At 53.0% G+C, this 16412-nt stretch carries 16 protein-coding genes and 3 tRNA genes; 3 read left to right on the top strand and 16 right to left on the bottom strand.

Annotated features, from left to right (window positions below; genetic code table 11):
* Positions 1 to 25 precede the first annotated feature (25 nt).
* The 3 genes from NTZ04_00835 to NTZ04_00825 all read right to left on the bottom strand — a co-directional run bounded on the left by NTZ04_00835 (position 26) and on the right by NTZ04_00825 (position 5756).
* Entirely contained in the window at positions 26 to 1252 is a 1227-nt protein-coding gene (locus NTZ04_00835; protein MCX5990869.1) for a cadherin-like beta sandwich domain-containing protein, read from the bottom strand.
* 560 nt (positions 1253 to 1812) lie between these two features.
* Positions 1813 to 4053, bottom strand: a complete 2241-nt coding sequence (locus NTZ04_00830) for a PKD domain-containing protein (protein ID MCX5990868.1) — start codon at positions 4051 to 4053, stop codon at positions 1813 to 1815.
* 1526 nt (positions 4054 to 5579) lie between these two features.
* Complete coding sequence (locus tag NTZ04_00825; GenBank protein ID MCX5990867.1) at positions 5580 to 5756, bottom strand: hypothetical protein; 177 nt, start codon at positions 5754 to 5756, stop codon at positions 5580 to 5582.
* A gap of 504 nt (positions 5757 to 6260) precedes the next feature.
* Between NTZ04_00825 and NTZ04_00820 the strand changes: the two genes are divergently transcribed.
* The 3 genes from NTZ04_00820 (at position 6261) to NTZ04_00810 (ending at position 8302) form a co-directional block, all read left to right on the top strand.
* Positions 6261 to 6926, top strand: coding sequence for a protein-L-isoaspartate(D-aspartate) O-methyltransferase (locus NTZ04_00820; protein MCX5990866.1), 666 nt, complete (start codon positions 6261 to 6263; stop codon positions 6924 to 6926).
* 62 nt (positions 6927 to 6988) lie between these two features.
* Positions 6989 to 7639, top strand: a complete 651-nt coding sequence (locus NTZ04_00815) for a biotin transporter BioY (protein MCX5990865.1) — start codon at positions 6989 to 6991, stop codon at positions 7637 to 7639.
* A gap of 6 nt (positions 7640 to 7645) precedes the next feature.
* Positions 7646 to 8302, top strand: a complete 657-nt coding sequence (locus NTZ04_00810; protein MCX5990864.1) for an MBL fold metallo-hydrolase — start codon at positions 7646 to 7648, stop codon at positions 8300 to 8302.
* On the opposite strand, the gene rplL is transcribed toward NTZ04_00810, so the two are convergent.
* The 13 genes from rplL to NTZ04_00745 all read right to left on the bottom strand — a co-directional run bounded on the left by rplL (position 8295) and on the right by NTZ04_00745 (position 15767).
* Positions 8295 to 8672 (bottom strand): 50S ribosomal protein L7/L12, encoded by a 378-nt coding sequence (gene rplL / locus NTZ04_00805; protein ID MCX5990863.1) that lies wholly within the window; start codon positions 8670 to 8672, stop codon positions 8295 to 8297. The genes NTZ04_00810 and rplL overlap by 8 nt on opposite strands.
* Before the next feature lie 4 nt (positions 8673 to 8676).
* On the bottom strand, positions 8677 to 9201 hold the full coding sequence (gene rplJ / locus NTZ04_00800) for a 50S ribosomal protein L10 (GenBank protein MCX5990862.1): 525 nt from the start codon (positions 9199 to 9201) through the stop codon (positions 8677 to 8679).
* Positions 9202 to 9450: 249 nt separating this feature from the next.
* On the bottom strand, positions 9451 to 10665 hold the full coding sequence (locus tag NTZ04_00795) for an acetyl-CoA acetyltransferase (GenBank protein MCX5990861.1): 1215 nt from the start codon (positions 10663 to 10665) through the stop codon (positions 9451 to 9453).
* Between the two features lie 10 nt (positions 10666 to 10675).
* Positions 10676 to 12094: an OB-fold domain-containing protein gene (locus NTZ04_00790; protein MCX5990860.1), complete on the bottom strand. Its 1419-nt coding sequence runs from the start codon at positions 12092 to 12094 to the stop codon at positions 10676 to 10678.
* A 96-nt stretch (positions 12095 to 12190) separates the two neighbouring features.
* Positions 12191 to 12898 carry a 50S ribosomal protein L1 gene (gene rplA, locus NTZ04_00785; protein ID MCX5990859.1) on the bottom strand — a complete coding sequence of 236 codons (708 nt, stop codon included), beginning with the start codon at positions 12896 to 12898 and terminating at the stop codon, positions 12191 to 12193.
* A 3-nt stretch (positions 12899 to 12901) separates the two neighbouring features.
* Positions 12902 to 13324, bottom strand: coding sequence for a 50S ribosomal protein L11 (gene rplK / locus NTZ04_00780; GenBank protein ID MCX5990858.1), 423 nt, complete (start codon positions 13322 to 13324; stop codon positions 12902 to 12904).
* Position 13325: 1 nt separating this feature from the next.
* Positions 13326 to 13880, bottom strand: coding sequence for a transcription termination/antitermination protein NusG (gene nusG, locus NTZ04_00775; GenBank protein MCX5990857.1), 555 nt, complete (start codon positions 13878 to 13880; stop codon positions 13326 to 13328).
* Positions 13881 to 13883: 3 nt separating this feature from the next.
* Complete coding sequence (gene secE, locus NTZ04_00770; GenBank protein ID MCX5990856.1) at positions 13884 to 14108, bottom strand: preprotein translocase subunit SecE; 225 nt, start codon at positions 14106 to 14108, stop codon at positions 13884 to 13886.
* Entirely contained in the window at positions 14108 to 14275 is a 168-nt protein-coding gene (gene rpmG, locus NTZ04_00765; GenBank protein ID MCX5990855.1) for a 50S ribosomal protein L33, read from the bottom strand. Before rpmG ends, secE begins: the two co-directional genes overlap by 1 nt.
* Positions 14276 to 14283: 8 nt before the next feature.
* Entirely contained in the window at positions 14284 to 15483 is a 1200-nt protein-coding gene (tuf, locus tag NTZ04_00760; GenBank protein ID MCX5990854.1) for an elongation factor Tu, read from the bottom strand.
* Between the two features lie 20 nt (positions 15484 to 15503).
* Positions 15504 to 15576, bottom strand: a tRNA-Thr gene (locus NTZ04_00755).
* Between the two features lie 33 nt (positions 15577 to 15609).
* Positions 15610 to 15692: transfer RNA gene (locus tag NTZ04_00750), tRNA-Tyr, on the bottom strand.
* 2 nt (positions 15693 to 15694) lie between these two features.
* Positions 15695 to 15767, bottom strand: a tRNA-Thr gene (locus tag NTZ04_00745).
* Positions 15768 to 16412: the final 645 nt, after the last annotated feature.

The raw sequence follows: 16412 nt of genomic DNA, 5'->3' as shown, positions 1-16412 counted from the left end.
ATCGAGTTCCGATGGCCTCTGGTCGCTACTTCTTCGCCGGTCTTCTACTAATGAAGAAAACCGCACCGCCCACGACTGCGATCGCTACAATGCCGATATACACCCAAGCCCGAGTTGGCATTCCGCCGCCAGACGGCGCAGTAGTAGTGAAGGTCATGTCGTCGCCGTAGACAGCGGCACCGTCACCTACCGCCTTGGCCCGAAAATGGTACGTAGTATTGGCGCTGAGGCCCGTCAGTTTGGCGTCGAACGTGCCTATCGCCGATATCGATTGTGACGTGGTTTCAGAGCCATAGCTGGTAGTAGTGCCCCACTCGAAGGACACGCTGACACTGCCCGCGGTGCCCAGCGCGGCAAGGTCTCCGTTCAGAGTGGCCGAGCTGCTGGCCACAGGCATGGCAGCGCTGGTGGTCACGGTGGGTGTCGACGTTGGCGTTGCTGCCCTGGTCACGGTCACGGTATAGGTGTCGCTAGTAGTCCCGTCCTGCGCGGTGACCACAATGGTGATGGTGTTGTCACCCACGTTCAGAGCAATGGCCCCAGACGCACTGCCGCTAGCCACCGCAACGCCGTTGACCGTAATAGTAGCGTGGCTTTCATTGGCCGTGGGGGTGACGGTGACGGAGTTCACGCTGTTGGCTACACCATCAGTGTAGCCGGTATTGCCGGAAGCAAAGGCCGGAGTGAGCGTGCCGGCACTGATAGTGAGATTGCTCAGGGTGGCATCAGTAGGACCTGGCTGCCAAACTGTCACACTGCCATCCGTGATGGCTACGCCCGTTATGTCATTGAAGCTATCGTCAGCCAGACCGATGAAGGTGATGTCAATGGCATAGTTCCCGGCTGTGCTCCCTGCCGTGAACGTTATGGTGGCGAACTTGCCGGCTGCTGTCGGAACAGTGGTTGTCCCATCTCTAGCCAAGGCATACTGTATCGTCCCCAAGGTGTTGTCTATCTTCTTGCTCCCCACCAGGGGGCTCGCCCCGAACAAATCCCCGAACACTATGTCGGCCGCCGACATGGCCGAGGGATTGAAGGCGACGTCCACCTCCCCGCCAGACACCCCATAACTAGACGGATCAACCAGGATGTCAACGCTGAAAGTCGCTCCCGGGGCTACATTCTGCGTTGCTGGACTCACTACGACCGTGGCATCGGCGCTGGCGTAGGCCAAACCTGCCATTGGAATCACAAGCGCCACACACAACAACACGCCCAGAACCACTGAACCGAGTCTCTTCATTGTTTCCATTGTTTCTTTCCTTTCTCGCTACGCTGTATTGCCTCAGAGGTCATGCCTCCTAGCACCTTACATCTGCCGCCATTTGTCTCATTGAATACGCTATCTGTGCCAATCTTGGGTTGAGGCAGAAATATCGAAATCAACAATCACCCGACGAATACCTAGATGCCACCCCCTAGTGCAATCACGTTACTCCATCGCGCCCAATCCGGCGATGGGGCGAACTGTCTTATCACATGGAGCCCGCCAATTTCAGCTTGGATACAAAGGGAGGGATACCCTGAACTCCAGATGCCTCTGATGCGGAAGAGAAACCTAGCACCTTTGGGCTCTTCAGAAAAGGAGCAAGTATCGTTCCTTGGCTGTCTTTGCGGCTTGAGGTAGCCCCCGCCGGGCGGGATCGCTGCGAGGCCAGATGTCGATCCGACCAGAGGAACCGGTGACAGTCCAGTCTGGCAACAAGAGAAGGGGTGGGCAGAGGTGTCCACCCCCTTGCCCATGTTTGCGGTTGACTCCCGCGCTGTTGACATGGCCACTCCCATCTGCACAAAGTCGGTCAAGCTTTATGCCTAGTAGGACTCTCCATAGTGGGCTCCCAGCATGGCCAAGTCCCTAAAGTCTGCCTTCCCATCCTGGTTGATATCCCACGCCGGATACGGCGGAGCTGGTGCCTCTCTGTAGTGGGCTCCGAGTATGGCCAGGTCTCTGTAGTTGATCTTTTGGTCCACATTGATGTCGCATTGGGCTGCCAAAAGAATGTGATAGAGCCTGATGGTGCCAGTTGTTCCCACAACAAAGACGCGGGCGAAGGTGCCCCAGACACCATAGAGCCACTGAGTGGTGCCGCTGCTGGCCATAGCCGACCAGCTAGTCCCGTCGTAGTGCACAATGGTGCCCTGCCCCCCCACGGCATAGATGTCGCTGGCCGACCTGCCCCAGACACCATAGAGCCACTGAGTGGTGCCGCTGTTCTGAACCCTAGACCAACTATTCCCGCCGTCAGTGGAGTGCAGGATGGTGCCCGAAGACCCCACGGCATAGACGTCGCTGTCCGAACTGCCCCAGACATCGTAGAGCCAGGCGACGGTGCTGCTGGAGCAAGAAGTCCACGAAGTGCCGTCGCTGGAGTGCAGGATGATCTCCGGCTGCCCATGCTCATACCCCACGGCATAGATGTCGTTGGTCGAGCTGCCCCAGACACCCCAGAGGCCTTCGTCAAGGTTCCTCCCCTGAAGCTGGCTACCGGGGGGGTTCTGAGCCGACCAACTACTCCCATTGGAGTGCAGGATGGTGTAATACCACGGGCCATCGACGTTGCGCTGCAACCCCACGGCATAGACGTCGACCGAATAGTGTTTAGTTGGCCAAGGAACCAAGGTGAGAATGCCCCAGACAGCCCGGAGGTCTGTGCCGACGTCTGTGCCACTTTGAGCCGTCCACCGAAACCCGTTACTGGATCTGGATACTAGGACGGTTCCGTTACTCCCCACGGCGTAGACCTCTTCAACAGTAATCATAGGTATTAACGAATACCGGTAGCCCCAGACGCCAAGGAGGTCGTTGGTGGTGCCGCTGACCTGAGCCGACCAGCTAGTCCCGTTGTAGTGCAGGATGGTGCCTCCATTCCCCACGGCATAGACGTCGCTGGCCGAACTGCCCCAGACAGCATTGAGGGTTTGGACCGGAAAATTCACCGTGACTGTAGCCGTATGAACATCCCTCAGCTGGCCGTCAGAGACTTCCAGGACAACGGTCCCGCTGTACCGATCACACCAGGTAAAACTGGCCGTCGGGCTTAATGACCAGGCGGTATCCCAGGCACGGTCGTTGTTGAAGTCCCAGCGGTACTGAAGGGCATCGCGGTCAGCGTCGGTGGAAGCAGCACCACTAAAACTGATGGGTTGGCCTGCAGTACCAACGTAGGAACCACCAGCATTGGCTACAGGCCTAGTGTCATCATCGAAGGGTTTCAACCCATCCACGCCAAAAATGTGGTACCCGCCGTAATAATTGTCCATCCACCAAGCATTATCAATGTTGTGATATGACACGCTGTAGTACTGAAGCCAATCTGGAGCCCCAGATTGATACTTGTCGTCGTCGGAGTCAGTTACCCAAATACCCTTGTAGTAGTTTTCTGGATGGGCCGATTTGTCAACACTGGGATCATAATTGAAGCCCCAGCAGGTGATAAGATGATTGGGGCCGGTTCCTGGGGATATCGCCAGTCCGACAGCCCATCCATTATGCAGATATTCGTCTATGTGCTGCAGCGTATCCGGTCCCGCCCAGTACTCCTCGAAATAGTCATCAAAGTTATATGATGGCCAGAAGTCACCACTGCCTGGCACATCAACTGTCCCACTGGAGGGGATTGAGCCATCAAACCACCAGCCCAGTGCGTAACTTGGCCAGCTACCAGAATCGGCCCAGTGGTCCTGATATTCGCGGAACATATCGTCTGTGCTGTCAAACGTACGTCCAGGGGCGAATCCCCATCCTGTCCACTCTAGCATGTTCGACGCGGTGGCAGCCCAGCACATTTGGGTATCGTCACGACCAGGCTGTTTCTCAGCGTCGGCCCAGTTACCGCCCCTGTTATCAACAAGCATGTAACTGCTGCCGGTGGATGCATCCTGTGTAGATACAAGAGGTGTAGAGATATCCCCCCGATTCCCCAGAGGATCTGGGATCCGTCTTGGATCTGAGGAAATCTGCGTAGGGTTATAACCAGCCGCAAAAGTGCCACTGATCGCCCCAACGGCTAGCACTGCAGCCACAATTCCCCTAGTGATTGGAGTAAACTTCACCACCTTATCCTCCTATCCAGTTGAATTCATTCCTACTAGTCATTGTTCGATAAATTCAATCCTTTCTTCGCTATCACCCCCTAAAGCCCGCGCCCAACAACAATGAGAGCGGCTCATGCCATAACGTAAAGTAGTTATAGGAACGGCTTGCTATACTCAGTCCCCCACTCCGGAGGACTCAACCCCCTTATGAGTAGTCTTGCCCCGCTAGGGCACTAGATATGCAGAAGCCTGGCCTATAAGTGGCTATCGTCTGGGAAACCTTTTGAGAACGTACTATAGTGAGTTCGCAGATGTCAAGGGTTTTGATTTATGTCTGGTTGCAAGCTTCAGTCTGGTCACTGTAGGTCTGCCGTCTCAATCACAGTCCACCAGCATCCTCACTATCGTTTCATCGTGTGCGCAGCTTCTGTCTGGTTGACGTTGGTGAAAGCCGTAGAACATTCGAGACTTGGCAGCCCCATCAACCTATTCCGAACAGAACCGAACTGTTTGATGGGATAACCTGACAGACAGCCTGAAGTTCTGCAGGGCGCTTGATGTTGACCTCCACACCTTGTACATTCAGGGAGGTATCTCAATCAGGAGGAGAAAAATGCGGTTCTTCAGACTGATGGCTATCGGGGTGGTGTTGCTTCTACTTGCAGGTGCAATTATAGGTACTGCTTGTGCAGGTGCAAAAGGTGAACAAGGGCCACAGGGCGTGCAAGGGGATACAGGGTGTTCAGGGAGCAGTAGGACCAGAGGGTCCAGAGGGTCCCTCTGGCGAATTGACTGTCAAGGAGTGGCATCAGTCTATCACTACCTTCACTGACTCTGGAGACGATGTCCTCACTCCCTTGCCGGATTGGTACGGCCTCGGATATGAGGATACCGCTCCCTTCTATGTACCGGGGGATGGGTTCCGCTTGAGATTTACTCTCGATGTTGGTGAGCAGACCTCTAGCAACTTTTTTGTGGTTTTTGTCCAATACCAAAATGGCGATATTGCAGGCGTTATGTACCCTGGGATAATACCGTCTACTAACAGTGACATTCTCCATAAGGCCGGCGAACGCAGGTACGTCCTATATCCGTTGGCGTGGAATACATATGGGATGGCAGGCAGCAATTCTACCCTAGGGTTGCATTCGACGGCATAGAGGAATGGACAATCTACTTTGACGCTTTCTACTAGGGCCTAGAGGCATAGGGCAAATACTAGGGCCAGGCGGAGTGATGACCTGGCCCCGGAAGGATGTGGCCGGGCAGTTCCGTACTGAGAGGGCGTCACAGCATCAGAACACGGTCCGGCCAAACAATCGAAGAGGGAGCCAGGGGCCGCTTGGAGAACACGGCCCCAAGAGCATGGTAGAGGCTTCAATCTTCTGGCTCCCTCATGAAATAGGGCTGCAAGTAGCCGATAACCTTCTCACCTCAGCCAATTCCGGGTCATTAGGCTGTAGCCACCCAGTCTTTGCCTTCAACCTCAGCTTCCTAATCAGGTTCAAGCCATGCCTGAGTCTTTTCACTTCAGCCTCTACAGTTCAGGTTGTCAAAACGCCCGCAGTTCCAATGGCTGCCTGGGACTTAGGGCCAGAGGGCCACGCACAAAGCTCGGCAACTTTAGCATTGGCTGACTGGGACTTGACAACTTGGCGATGTATTTCGATGGTGAGTTTGTCCTGGTGCTGGTCAAGTTCCCTTAATAGTTGTTTATCCATTATTCACCTCACTAGAAACTTAATAGGTTCGTCCACTTAGAACACGTCCTGATAAACCTCTCGTGCTCCCTTCTAAAGTTGGCAATGTCCTCAACATCTTCCGAGACTAACGTTGCCAAAATGGCTGCAGGAATTAAGTGTTCGGGAAGATAGGTTACTTAGGTGTGGTTGGACTCTCAGTACAGAACGACTCCCTTTTTGCACGCCGCAGCGTGCTATTTTATACCTGCGTTTTCAGGTTGAGCGCAGGGAGTGGCAGCCAAGTCCGATGGGGCAGGACATGATCAATAAACTTGGTGGCTCACTGGAAAGCAAAGGACTATCACCCGCAGCACCGCACGCAGTAAATCCAATATAGGATGGTCCGGCGGATGCTTCCCTGGAATATAGACTAGCGAAGAGGTGTAGGCTAAAATCTAAGTAACCTTCCATGGCGTCGACGTGTTCTGTGATGGTGTAAGGGCTAATTAGCTCATCTGGTTGAATGGGTGCACAAGCCAGAGGATGAGGAGTCCCGATTTGGAAACAGACTTTGCTGCAGCACGTTTGATGTTAATCGAACATCTGCGGCGGGAGATAAAAGACGAGAGGGTGCTTAAGGCAATGGCGCGCGTTGCGCGGGAACTGTTCGTGCCTGCTGTTTATCAACGCGAGGCTTACGAGGACAGGCCGCTCCCTCTTGGGCAAGGGCAAACAATCTCACAACCTCTCATAGTGGCAATGATGACAGAGGCCCTGGAACTGGGTGGACAAGAAAAGGTTCTGGAGATAGGGACCGGGAGTGGATATCAGTCGGCTATTTTGGCTGAGCTGGCTAATTGGGTGGTCACTGTGGAGAGGCATCCTCAGCTTGCCGAAAAAGCAAGAGAGGTACTGGAGGAACTGGGCTACATGAACATTGAAGTACACCTGGCTGAACCAGTGTTGGGATGGCGCCACAAAGCACCCTACGACGCCATCATCGTTACAGCGGGTGCCCCAAGTGTCCCCGAGCAGCTTTTGGACCAACTTGCTGTTGATGGGCGCCTGTTGATTCCTGTAGGCTCTCGTCATGAACAGAAGCTATTGAAGGTTACCAAAAGAACCAATGGAACCGTTGTTCAGGACCTTGGCCCTTGCCGATGGGTTCCCCTCATTGGTGAGGGGGCATGGAAAGAAGAAGAGGTTTGACTGTCGAGGCTGCATCGAATAATATACTAAGTTAATGTGTCTGGAACGGAGGGATCAATAGAATGGCAGTTAGCGCTTACGCTGAGAGGTATAGGAGTTGGAGATGGCAAGCGTTCAGGTGGCGTCATGAACTGAGCACGGTCCAGAAGATCGGCCTTGCTTTAAGTATGGCTGGCGTAACGGGCCTCTTCGCTCAAATCAGGATCCCTCTCTGGTTTACGGATGTTCCGATTACTGGCCAGGTCCTGCCTGTGTTGGCGAGCGGGGTGCTACTAGGATCAGCTTATGGTGCTCTGGGTCAGGCTCTTTACCTGGTGCTGGGGGCATGTGGTGTTCCCTGGTTTCAGGGCTGGCACAGTGGTGTGGCTTATCTTACCAGTCCGGCATTCCCAACTATGGGCTATCTTGCAGGTTTCATCCTTGCGGCTTTCCTGAGTGGTAAGTTGACCGAGAAATACATAGCGGCCCGGCGGTTCTACGCTCAGTTGGGGCTTATGCTTGTGGGCGTAGCGATTATATACGTATGTGGAGCCACTTACTATGCAGCGGTCAGACATACCGGGTTCGGCGAGACGATGGTCCGGGCAGTTTTACCATTTATCCCTCTGGATATAGCCAAGGCTGCTGCTGTGGCGGGTATCTCAACTGCTCTATTGCCCAAGACCTCATACAGTGATGAGGTTGATAGAGCGGAACACCTTGATGGACGTTAAGAGCTGATGGAAATAACCTATCTTGGACATTCATGCCTTAAGATCAGGGGTAAGGAAGTTACCCTGGTTACTGACCCTTACTGTGAAAGCGTAGGTTATCGCTGGGTCAGGCCTACGGCAAACATCGTAACCGTAAGTCATTCACACGAAGGTCATAGCAATTCAACGGGTGTCGATGGTAATCCGAGGGTGATTAGCCGGCCAGGTGAATATGAGATTGGCGGTGTTTTCGTCATGGGCGTTCCGAATTTCCATGACTCGGAGCAGGGGAAAACTCGGGGGAAGAACATCAGCTATGTGATTGAGATGGAGGATATGAGGCTCTGCCATCTGGGTGATCTAGGTCATCTGCCATCAGCGCGTCAAGCGGAAGAGCTAGGCAATCTCGATATACTGATCGCACCAGTTGGTGGCCAATCTACTATTGATGCCAAGGGAGCAGCTGATATAGTGAGGCACCTTAATCCGAAGGTTGTTATCCCCATGCACTACCAGAGCAGCGTGGTAACATGGCTGGAGCCTTTGGATAAATTCCTTACAGAAATGGGGCTGAGGGAGGTTATCCCTCAGCCGAAGTTCTCCGTCACCAAATCGAATCTCAATGTCGGAACGGTGGAGACAAAGGTTATAGTATTAGATTACCGCTTGTCTCCGGTTACTTAATCTCGGCTGTTGCTCCGGCGGCCTGAAGCTTGTCTTTAACAGCGGTTGCTTCCTCTTTTGAGGCCCCCTCTTTCACTGTCTTAGGCGCGCCTTCCACGAGCTCTTTGGCTTCCTTTAATCCTAATGTGGTTACCTCTCTAACAGCCTTGATGACATTGATCTTGTTGGGGCCTATCTCCTTGAGGATAACACTGAACTGTGTTTGTTCCTCTGCCGCCGGTGCTGCTGCGCCCGCTGCGGGTGCTGCCGGTCCAGCTACAGCTACTGGTGCTGCGCTGACTCCGAATTCCTGCTCCAGAGCCTTGATCAACTCGGCCAGTTCGAGAACCGTCATAGCTTTGATAACGGCTATCATCTCTTCTTTGGTCATTACCTTAACCTCCTTCTAGTTGTTGTTTTCTTGCTTGTAGTAATCGTGGAAGTGCTGTCAGTTCAGCATTCAAGACAGCCACGATAGAGTAAATGGGCTTTTGCATCTGCTGCAGTAATTGAGCGACCAATACCTCCCTGGGTGGAAGTAAGGAAAGGGCTGATACATCTGCTGCGGTAAGTGACCGCTTCTGCAGGACGCCTCCCCTAATGCTGAGGGACTGTTTGGACGTGCGAATGTAGTCGGTCAGGACTTTGGCTGGCTGGTTAACCTCGCCATAGCCAAAGGCTATTGCCGAAGGGCCCTTGAGGAGATTCTTCAGTTCCTCTTTACCGCTCTTCTCTGCTGCAAGGGAAGCCAGGCTGTTCTTGACGATATGATACTTGATTCCAGATTCCTTTAGCTGGCGGCGCAGTTTGCTCAGCTCACTGACCGGCATTCCCCGATAGTCAGTAACAATAGCTATTGTGCAACTTGAAAGCAGCTCCTCGACTTTCTTGACATTCTCTTCTTTCTTTTCTCGTATCATCTATTTTCTCCCATTTGCATTACTTGATAACCCTGGTTGGCTCCATTCGTTGGGCAGGGGCTCAAAAAAATAGGCCCCTGAGCATTAACCTTGCCCCGGGACTCTAAAGATAGCTGCTTCTGAGGTTACCGATTCGCCTCAGCAGGCAAACACTTTAAGCCCTGGGGACACCTGCTATCTACGGCAATGCTGCAATTTATTCTTTACCGCCTATTATACAGTAAGCGGTTATGGAAAAGAAAGGCCTCCTTATAAAGATGGCGGCTCACCGACGATGGTGATGCCACATACAAAGTTGCCGGGATGACCACCCTGGTTATGGGCCAACCCCATCTTCACGTCTTTCAATTGACGGGTGGAATCTTCGGCCTTGCCCTGGAATTGCTTGTAGAACTCGTATACCTCACGACCTCCGCTAGCGCCCGCCGGGTGTCCGAAGGCCTTGAGCCCGCCGCTGACGTTAATGGGGATCTCGCCTCCCTGCTCCCAGGCCCCGGAGTCGATGTCGTCTTTGGCATGGCCCTTTTCGCATATGCCCATAGACTCCACGGCTATCATCTCTGCTACGGAGAAGCAGTCATGGACCTCGGCCATGCTGAGCTCCTTTCTGGGGTTCTTGATTCCAGCCATGGCATAAGCCTGCTTGGCGGCCGCCTCTGTCTCTTCCCAGGTCGTGTATTCGTAGTTCGTCCTCTCCTTGCCCCAGCCTGGTCCGCAGGCAATGGCAGAAGCCTTGATGGTAATGTAATCTCCCTTGGGCCGGAAGTGCCTGGCATCCTCGGTGCGGCACATGATAGCGGCAGATGCACCGTCGCAGACTCCGCAGCAGTCAAATAGACCCAGTGGCCAGGCTATGATAGGAGCGTTCAGTACCTGTTCTATGGTTATCCTGTTGCGCAACATCGCCTTGGGGTTGCGAGAGCCGTTGTAGTGGCTCTTGACCGATATCTTGGCCAGCAGGCGTTTGCCCTCTTCCGGGCTGAGTCCGTATCTAGCAAAATACTTGGTTGCTGCCAGGGCGTACCGGGCCACAGCCCCGCCGACTTCGGGAGCGGCACCATAGACTGGATGCCATTTGCCGGGGTATGCCTGGCCAATACCGCCAAACCCGGCGTCCTTCATCTTCTCCCAGCCCAGGGCCAGCACCAGGTCATAGGTTTTGGATGCGAGGCCCAGTGCAGCTCCCCTGAATGTCTCGGCACCGGTGCCGCAAGCGTTTTCCACGCGTGTTACGGGGATAAACTGGAGCTGAAGAGCACTAGAGAGAATGATGCCAGTCATAGCATTGTCCTGATTGGTGTATCCCACCCAGGCCGCCTGAATTTCTTTTGACGTGATGCCAGCATCCTCGAAAGCCTCGGTGGCCGCATCGACTATGAGGTCGACAGGGTCCTTATCCCAAAACTCCCCGAAGGGGGTGCAACCCATTCCGACGATAGCTACTTTATCCTTTAAGCTTTCCATTCTCTTCTCCTTAGCATCTGATTGGGCGGACTCGCCAGAAGTAGTTGTAGAGGCCAGATCCCTCCAGTTGTATTCTGAAGGTCATCTCCACAGGCATCCCAAGTGCAACCTTCGAAGGATCGCGGTCGGTCATGACACTATAAAACCTGCCGCCGCCGTCGAGGTCGACCACGGTGAATACCTTGGGCAGAACGATCTCCACGGCCCTCTGGTCCATACTGAAGGTAAAAACCTTTCCTGTCTTGTCGGAGAGCCTGATGAGTTCAAAGTTATCCTTCGCCTGACAATAAATGCAGATCCTCTGCTTGGGGTACTGGATGTTGCCGCAGGAACGGCACTTCTGCCCATAGAGAGGGAACAGGTGCTGTCTCTCGCGCCATATGACTGGCAGGGATGATCTGCGGGCTGGACGGCGTCCCGCTTCGCCCTCCATGAGCTCACGTATCTCGACGTACTTTCCATAGTTGGGGAGCATCATTTTAGATGCCAGGTGGCGCTTTACTCCCCTCCTGTTCCTAACCTTGTCAATCTGGTCGGTTACTTTGAACAGGAAGGCGTCGGCGCCATCACCGTAGGTAGCGAACAGTATCAAGTCGCCGGGCTTAGCCTCTTCGAGAGCAGCCACCAGGATCATGGGGGCCAGGGCTGTACCGGTGTTGCCGATGCTCTCCAGTAGGGGAGATTGAATCTGCGTCTTTGGGTCGAGGCCCATAGCGCTGCCGATTGAGGCATGAGTCCTGGCGTCGGGTCCGTAGAAGGCCGCCTTGGTGATGGCCTTGGGGGTCAGTCCAAGCTTCTTCAGGAGCCCGGCTACGGCCTGAGGTATCATCTTCATATAGCCTTCGTCACGGACAAACCGATCCTCCCACGACTGCATATAGGTATCCTGGGGTTTCTTCCAGATGTCGACGAATTGGCTGGAGATATGATAGCTGCCTTCCAATGACGCAGCTACGTCAGTGTCACCAACGAGGAATGCTGCTGCTCCATCTCCAAACTGCAGCTCGAACTCTGAATTCGGGGCGGGTATGCGGCGCTCGGCAGCAGCCACCATCACCCTCTTGGCCGACCCAGCCTTCACTGCGTCCATGGCTGCTTTCATGGCAGAACCGGCGCTCCTAAGCGAGTGGGAGACATCGAATGTTAGAATGTCTTCGCGAAGGTCCGTAGCCGCCCTTATTATGCTAGCGGACTGCTTCTCAACGTAGGGCGGCGAGTCGGTGGCGAAGTAAAGGCCGTCCACCTGGTTGCGGTCCATGCCGTTCAGACAGTCCAGGACGGCTTCCACTCCCATGGTTACAGTGTCCTCATCGGCGTTGGCCACGGCCTTCTCGCCCTTTGCGACGGCCTTGTTCCACATCGCACCGATGGCCTCTCGGCTCAGCCTATAGATAGGGACATAAGCACCATACGAAACTATACCTGGCATTCTTCTGCTCCTTCCGTGATGGTTTTCTTACATAGATATAGATATGCAAACCCTTGCCGTAAGAACGACGGCTTTGGAGTTGAACTCATCTTGCCCTTAATCTGTGCTCAGGGCAGATTTTAGGTCGAGGGTGATACCAGGGCCCATTGAGGTCGATATTGTAGCGCTCTTTACATACTGGCCTTTTGATCCGCTGGGCTTAGCCTTGACTATTGCTTCCAGTGCTGCAGCCAAGTTTTCCACAAGCTTGTCTGTCTCAAAACTTATCTTTCCTATAGCCAAATGGATGTTGCCCGTACGATCCAGCTTGAACTCTGCCCGACCCTTGCTGGCATCCTTGATTACTCTCGGGATATCCGAGGCAGCGACTACAGTGCCCAACTTCGGATTTGGCATGAGCCCTTTGCGACCAAGTATCTTGCCAAGCTTACCTATTCTCCCCATCATGTCAGGGGTGGCAATAGTGACATCAAAATCGAGCCATCCCTCCTCGATTTTCTTAATCATGTCATCACCACCCACATAGTCTGCTCCAGCTTCCTCTGCAGCCTTTACGCCCTCGCCCTGGGTGAAGACCAGGATGCGGATCTTCTTTCCGAGCCCATTGGGAAGCAGGGCAATGCCTCTTATCTGCTGGTCAGCAGCACGCTGGTCCAGGTTCATGCGAAGATGGAGTTCCACGGTTTCATCGAATTTGGCATGAGCCGTCTTTTTCGCCAGATCGACGGCTTCTTTCAGGGAGTATGCCTTATCTTGTTCTACTAGTTTGATAGACTCTTCGTACTTCTTACCATGTTTTGCCATAAGTTATTCACTCTCAATTCCCATGCTGCGTGCAGTACCTTCGACGATCTTTGTAGCCTGATCGAGGTCAGACGCATTAAGGTCTTTCATCTTAATCTTAGCAATCTCACGCATTTTCTCTCGGGGAAGCTTGCCAATCAGGTTTGTCCTGGGGGATCCGCTCCCTAGCTCAATTCCCATAGCCTTCTTTAGGAGATCAGCGGTTGGTGGGGTTTTCAGGGCAAAAGTAAACGAGCGGTCTTCGTAGATGGTGACCTCTACCGGGATGACGCTACCTTCCTGGGAAGCTGTGCGCTCGTTGTACTCTTTGCAGAAAGCCATAATGTTGGCTCCATGCTGTCCCAGAGCAGGACCTATTGGGGGAGCCGGGGTAGCCTTGCCGGCGGGGAGTTGCAGCTTAATGATTGCCTTTACCTTTTTTGCCATCTTAAAGTCTCTCTATCTGCAGAAAATCGAGTTCGACAGGTGTTTCGCGCCCAAAGAAAGAAACCAGCACTCTCACCTTACCTTTCTGCGGGCTAATCTCATCAATTATGCCAGCGAAATCGAGGAAGGGGCCATCGGTAATGCGGACGCTCTGGCCTTTGCTTAGGCCAACCTTAACCTGAGGCGCCCCGACCTTCGTTTTTTCCAGGATAGCAGCGACCTCCGCATCTTCCAATGATGCGGGGATCAGTTTGCCCTGCTCATCCTGGGTGCTTACAAAGCTGGTGACTCCCGGAGTATTGCGAACTACGTTCCAGCTCTGATCATTCATTGTCATCTGGACAAGTACATAGCCAGGGTACAGTTTCTTCTCTACCTTACGTCGTTGTCCTTCCTTTATTTCAATCTCTTCAATCTTAGGTACTACTACATCGGCTATGTCTGCACCAGCGTCCATAGACTTAATGCGCTGCTTGAGGTTGGTCTCAACCTGGTTCTCATGCCCGGTGTAGGTATGAACCATGAACCACTTCTTGTTGTTTTCTTTCTCCCCCATAGTCTATGCCTTCGGCATGAAAACATCTCGCACGAGGCGGGAAAACCCATAATCTGCCAGGGCGAGGAATGCACCTATTATAATGCAAACGATGAGAACCGTCACGGTCAATCTGATTGCCTCTTGTCTAGTAGGCCAGGTCACCTTCTTGAGCTCAGCTATAGTGTCTCCAAAGAATCTGAACCTCGAGCCAAGCCTCTTGACTCCGCTGGCCCTTTTGGTGACCACTATTTGGTCTCCTTGTGGAGGGTATGAATCCGACAGCGGGGGCAGTATTTTTTCAATTCCAACCGCTGTTGATCATTTTTCCTGTTCTTGGTAGTGGTATAGGTTCTCTCCTTGCACTCGGGGCAGGCCAGATAAATAATACCTCTAACGTCAGCTTTTTTTGCCACTTGCGCTCCTATTCAATGATGTGGGTGAACACCCCAGCGCCCACGGTCTTGCCTCCCTCCCGGATAGCAAAATGGAGACCTTCCTCGAGGGCTACGGCGGTGATTAGCTTGATGGTCATCTTTACGTCATCACCAGGCATGGCCATCTCCATACCTTGTGGCAGAAGCATTTCTCCAGTTACATCTGTGGTTCTGATGTATAACTGTGGTTTGTAGCCATTGAAGAATGGGGTATGCCTTCCACCCTCCTCCTTGCTCAAAACGTATACCTGGGCTTCTGCCTGGGTATGGGGCTTGATCGAGCCTGGCTTGGCCAGTACCTGGCCTCTAGTTATCTGCTCTCGCTCTACACCTCTTAGCAGGACGCCGACAGCATCGCCGGGTTCGGAGTAATCCAATATCTTGTGAAACATCTCCAGGCTGATAACCACAGTCTTCCTGGTTTCTCCCAGGCCTACTATCTCTACCTCATCACCCGACTTGACAGTACCACGCTCTACCCTTCCTGTAGGCACAGTGCCGCGTCCCTTAATGCTGAAAACATCTTCAATCGGCATAAGGAAAGGCTTATCCTTCGATCGCACGGGATTCGGGATATATGAATCCACTGCATCCATCAATTTCCAGATGCCTCCACACCATTGACACTCCCTCTTACCACAGCCGCATTCACCGGCTTTGAGTCCGCTGACTCTCACTATCGGTGTCGCATCACCGGGGAAACCGTACTTGGTAAGCAACTCCCTTACCTCCAGCTCTACCAATTCCAGCAGTTCGGCGTCCTCCATGAGATCCACCTTATTCAGGGCAACCAGGATATAAGGTACTTCCACCTGGCGCGCCAGCAAGATATGCTCTCTGGTCTGGGGCATCGGGCCATCGAAGGCACTGACAACCAGTATAGCTCCATCCATTTGGGCGGCTCCGGTGATCATATTCTTAATATAGTCAGCGTGGCCGGGGCAATCCACATGGGCGTAGTGACGCTTCTCCGTCTCATATTCTATGTGAGCAATCTGTATCGTTAGTCCCCTGGCCTTTTCTTCAGGGGCATTATCGATCGAATCATAGGCTCGATACTCAGCTTTACCTGCTGTGGCCAGCACCCTGGTAATAGCTGAGGTCAACGTTGTCTTGCCGTGGTCGACGTGCCCAATCGTGCCAATGTTGACATGCGGCTTTGTTCGATCGAATTTCTTCTTTGCCATTAATAGCCTCCTCTTTTATAAGCCCACAACCAGGGTCGAACTGGTGACCTCGCCCTTACCAAGGGCGTGCTCTACCAACTGAGCTATGTGGGCACTTATTCAATTGTAACAGATTCACCCCTATACTGGAGGGGGCAGGATTCGAACCTGCGAAGCCGTTAGGCGACAGATTTACAGTCTGTTGGTATTAGCCGCTCACCCACCCCTCCGTAGCCCGAGAGGGGATTCGAACCCACTAACCTACCGATTACAAATCGGTTGCGCTACCGTTGCGCTACTCGGGCAACTGGTGGATAAGTATAAAACAAGCCTCAACTGCAAGTCAATATGCTTGTGGTAGTTCTAAGATAATGACACCCATCAATGGTTCTGTGACAATGTCACCCTATGAGAAAGGAGACAATTTCATTGAACCAGAAGGCCACACAATGCTATTGAACTTTTTGTAGATTCTCAAGGCAAATGACCACCCCAATTCTCACAATTAATTACCACCCCTGGTGCACCAAGTCAGATCAGGCTGGCCAACTTGCCTCTTGATGACTCTGTAAGGACTTGGAGTGTCCCTTCATGCAAAACACAGGGCTATACGGCAAATGTGACGCCATCGTATAATGCTGGGCTTCAATTCAAACGATAGCCTTGGAGATGACTATCGGCACAGGCAAGTAACATTACGACGAATGGTGCAGTCACATTACGGAGGCTCGGTCGTGTTTCTGGTGGAGATGGGGGAGAGTCGAAATCACATCTTCAATATTTGCAGCTGGGCTCTATCCCGTATGTGTCTAGTCTAGTGTTTCATAAACTGCTTTACAACGAGCGAGCTTGTCAAGAATGGCTTTGGCGGAGGCTTTCCACACCAATGGTTTAGGGTCGGCATTGGATATTGTCAGGTACTCCTCAATGGCATGGATCAACTCAGGCAC

The sequence above is a fragment of the Chloroflexota bacterium genome (genome assembly GCA_026389585.1).
GTDB lineage: Bacteria > Chloroflexota > Dehalococcoidia > UBA2247 > RBG-13-53-26 > JAPLHP01.
Note: the sequence above shows the minus strand (reverse complement) of the source record. Positions and strands in the feature narration are given on the sequence as shown.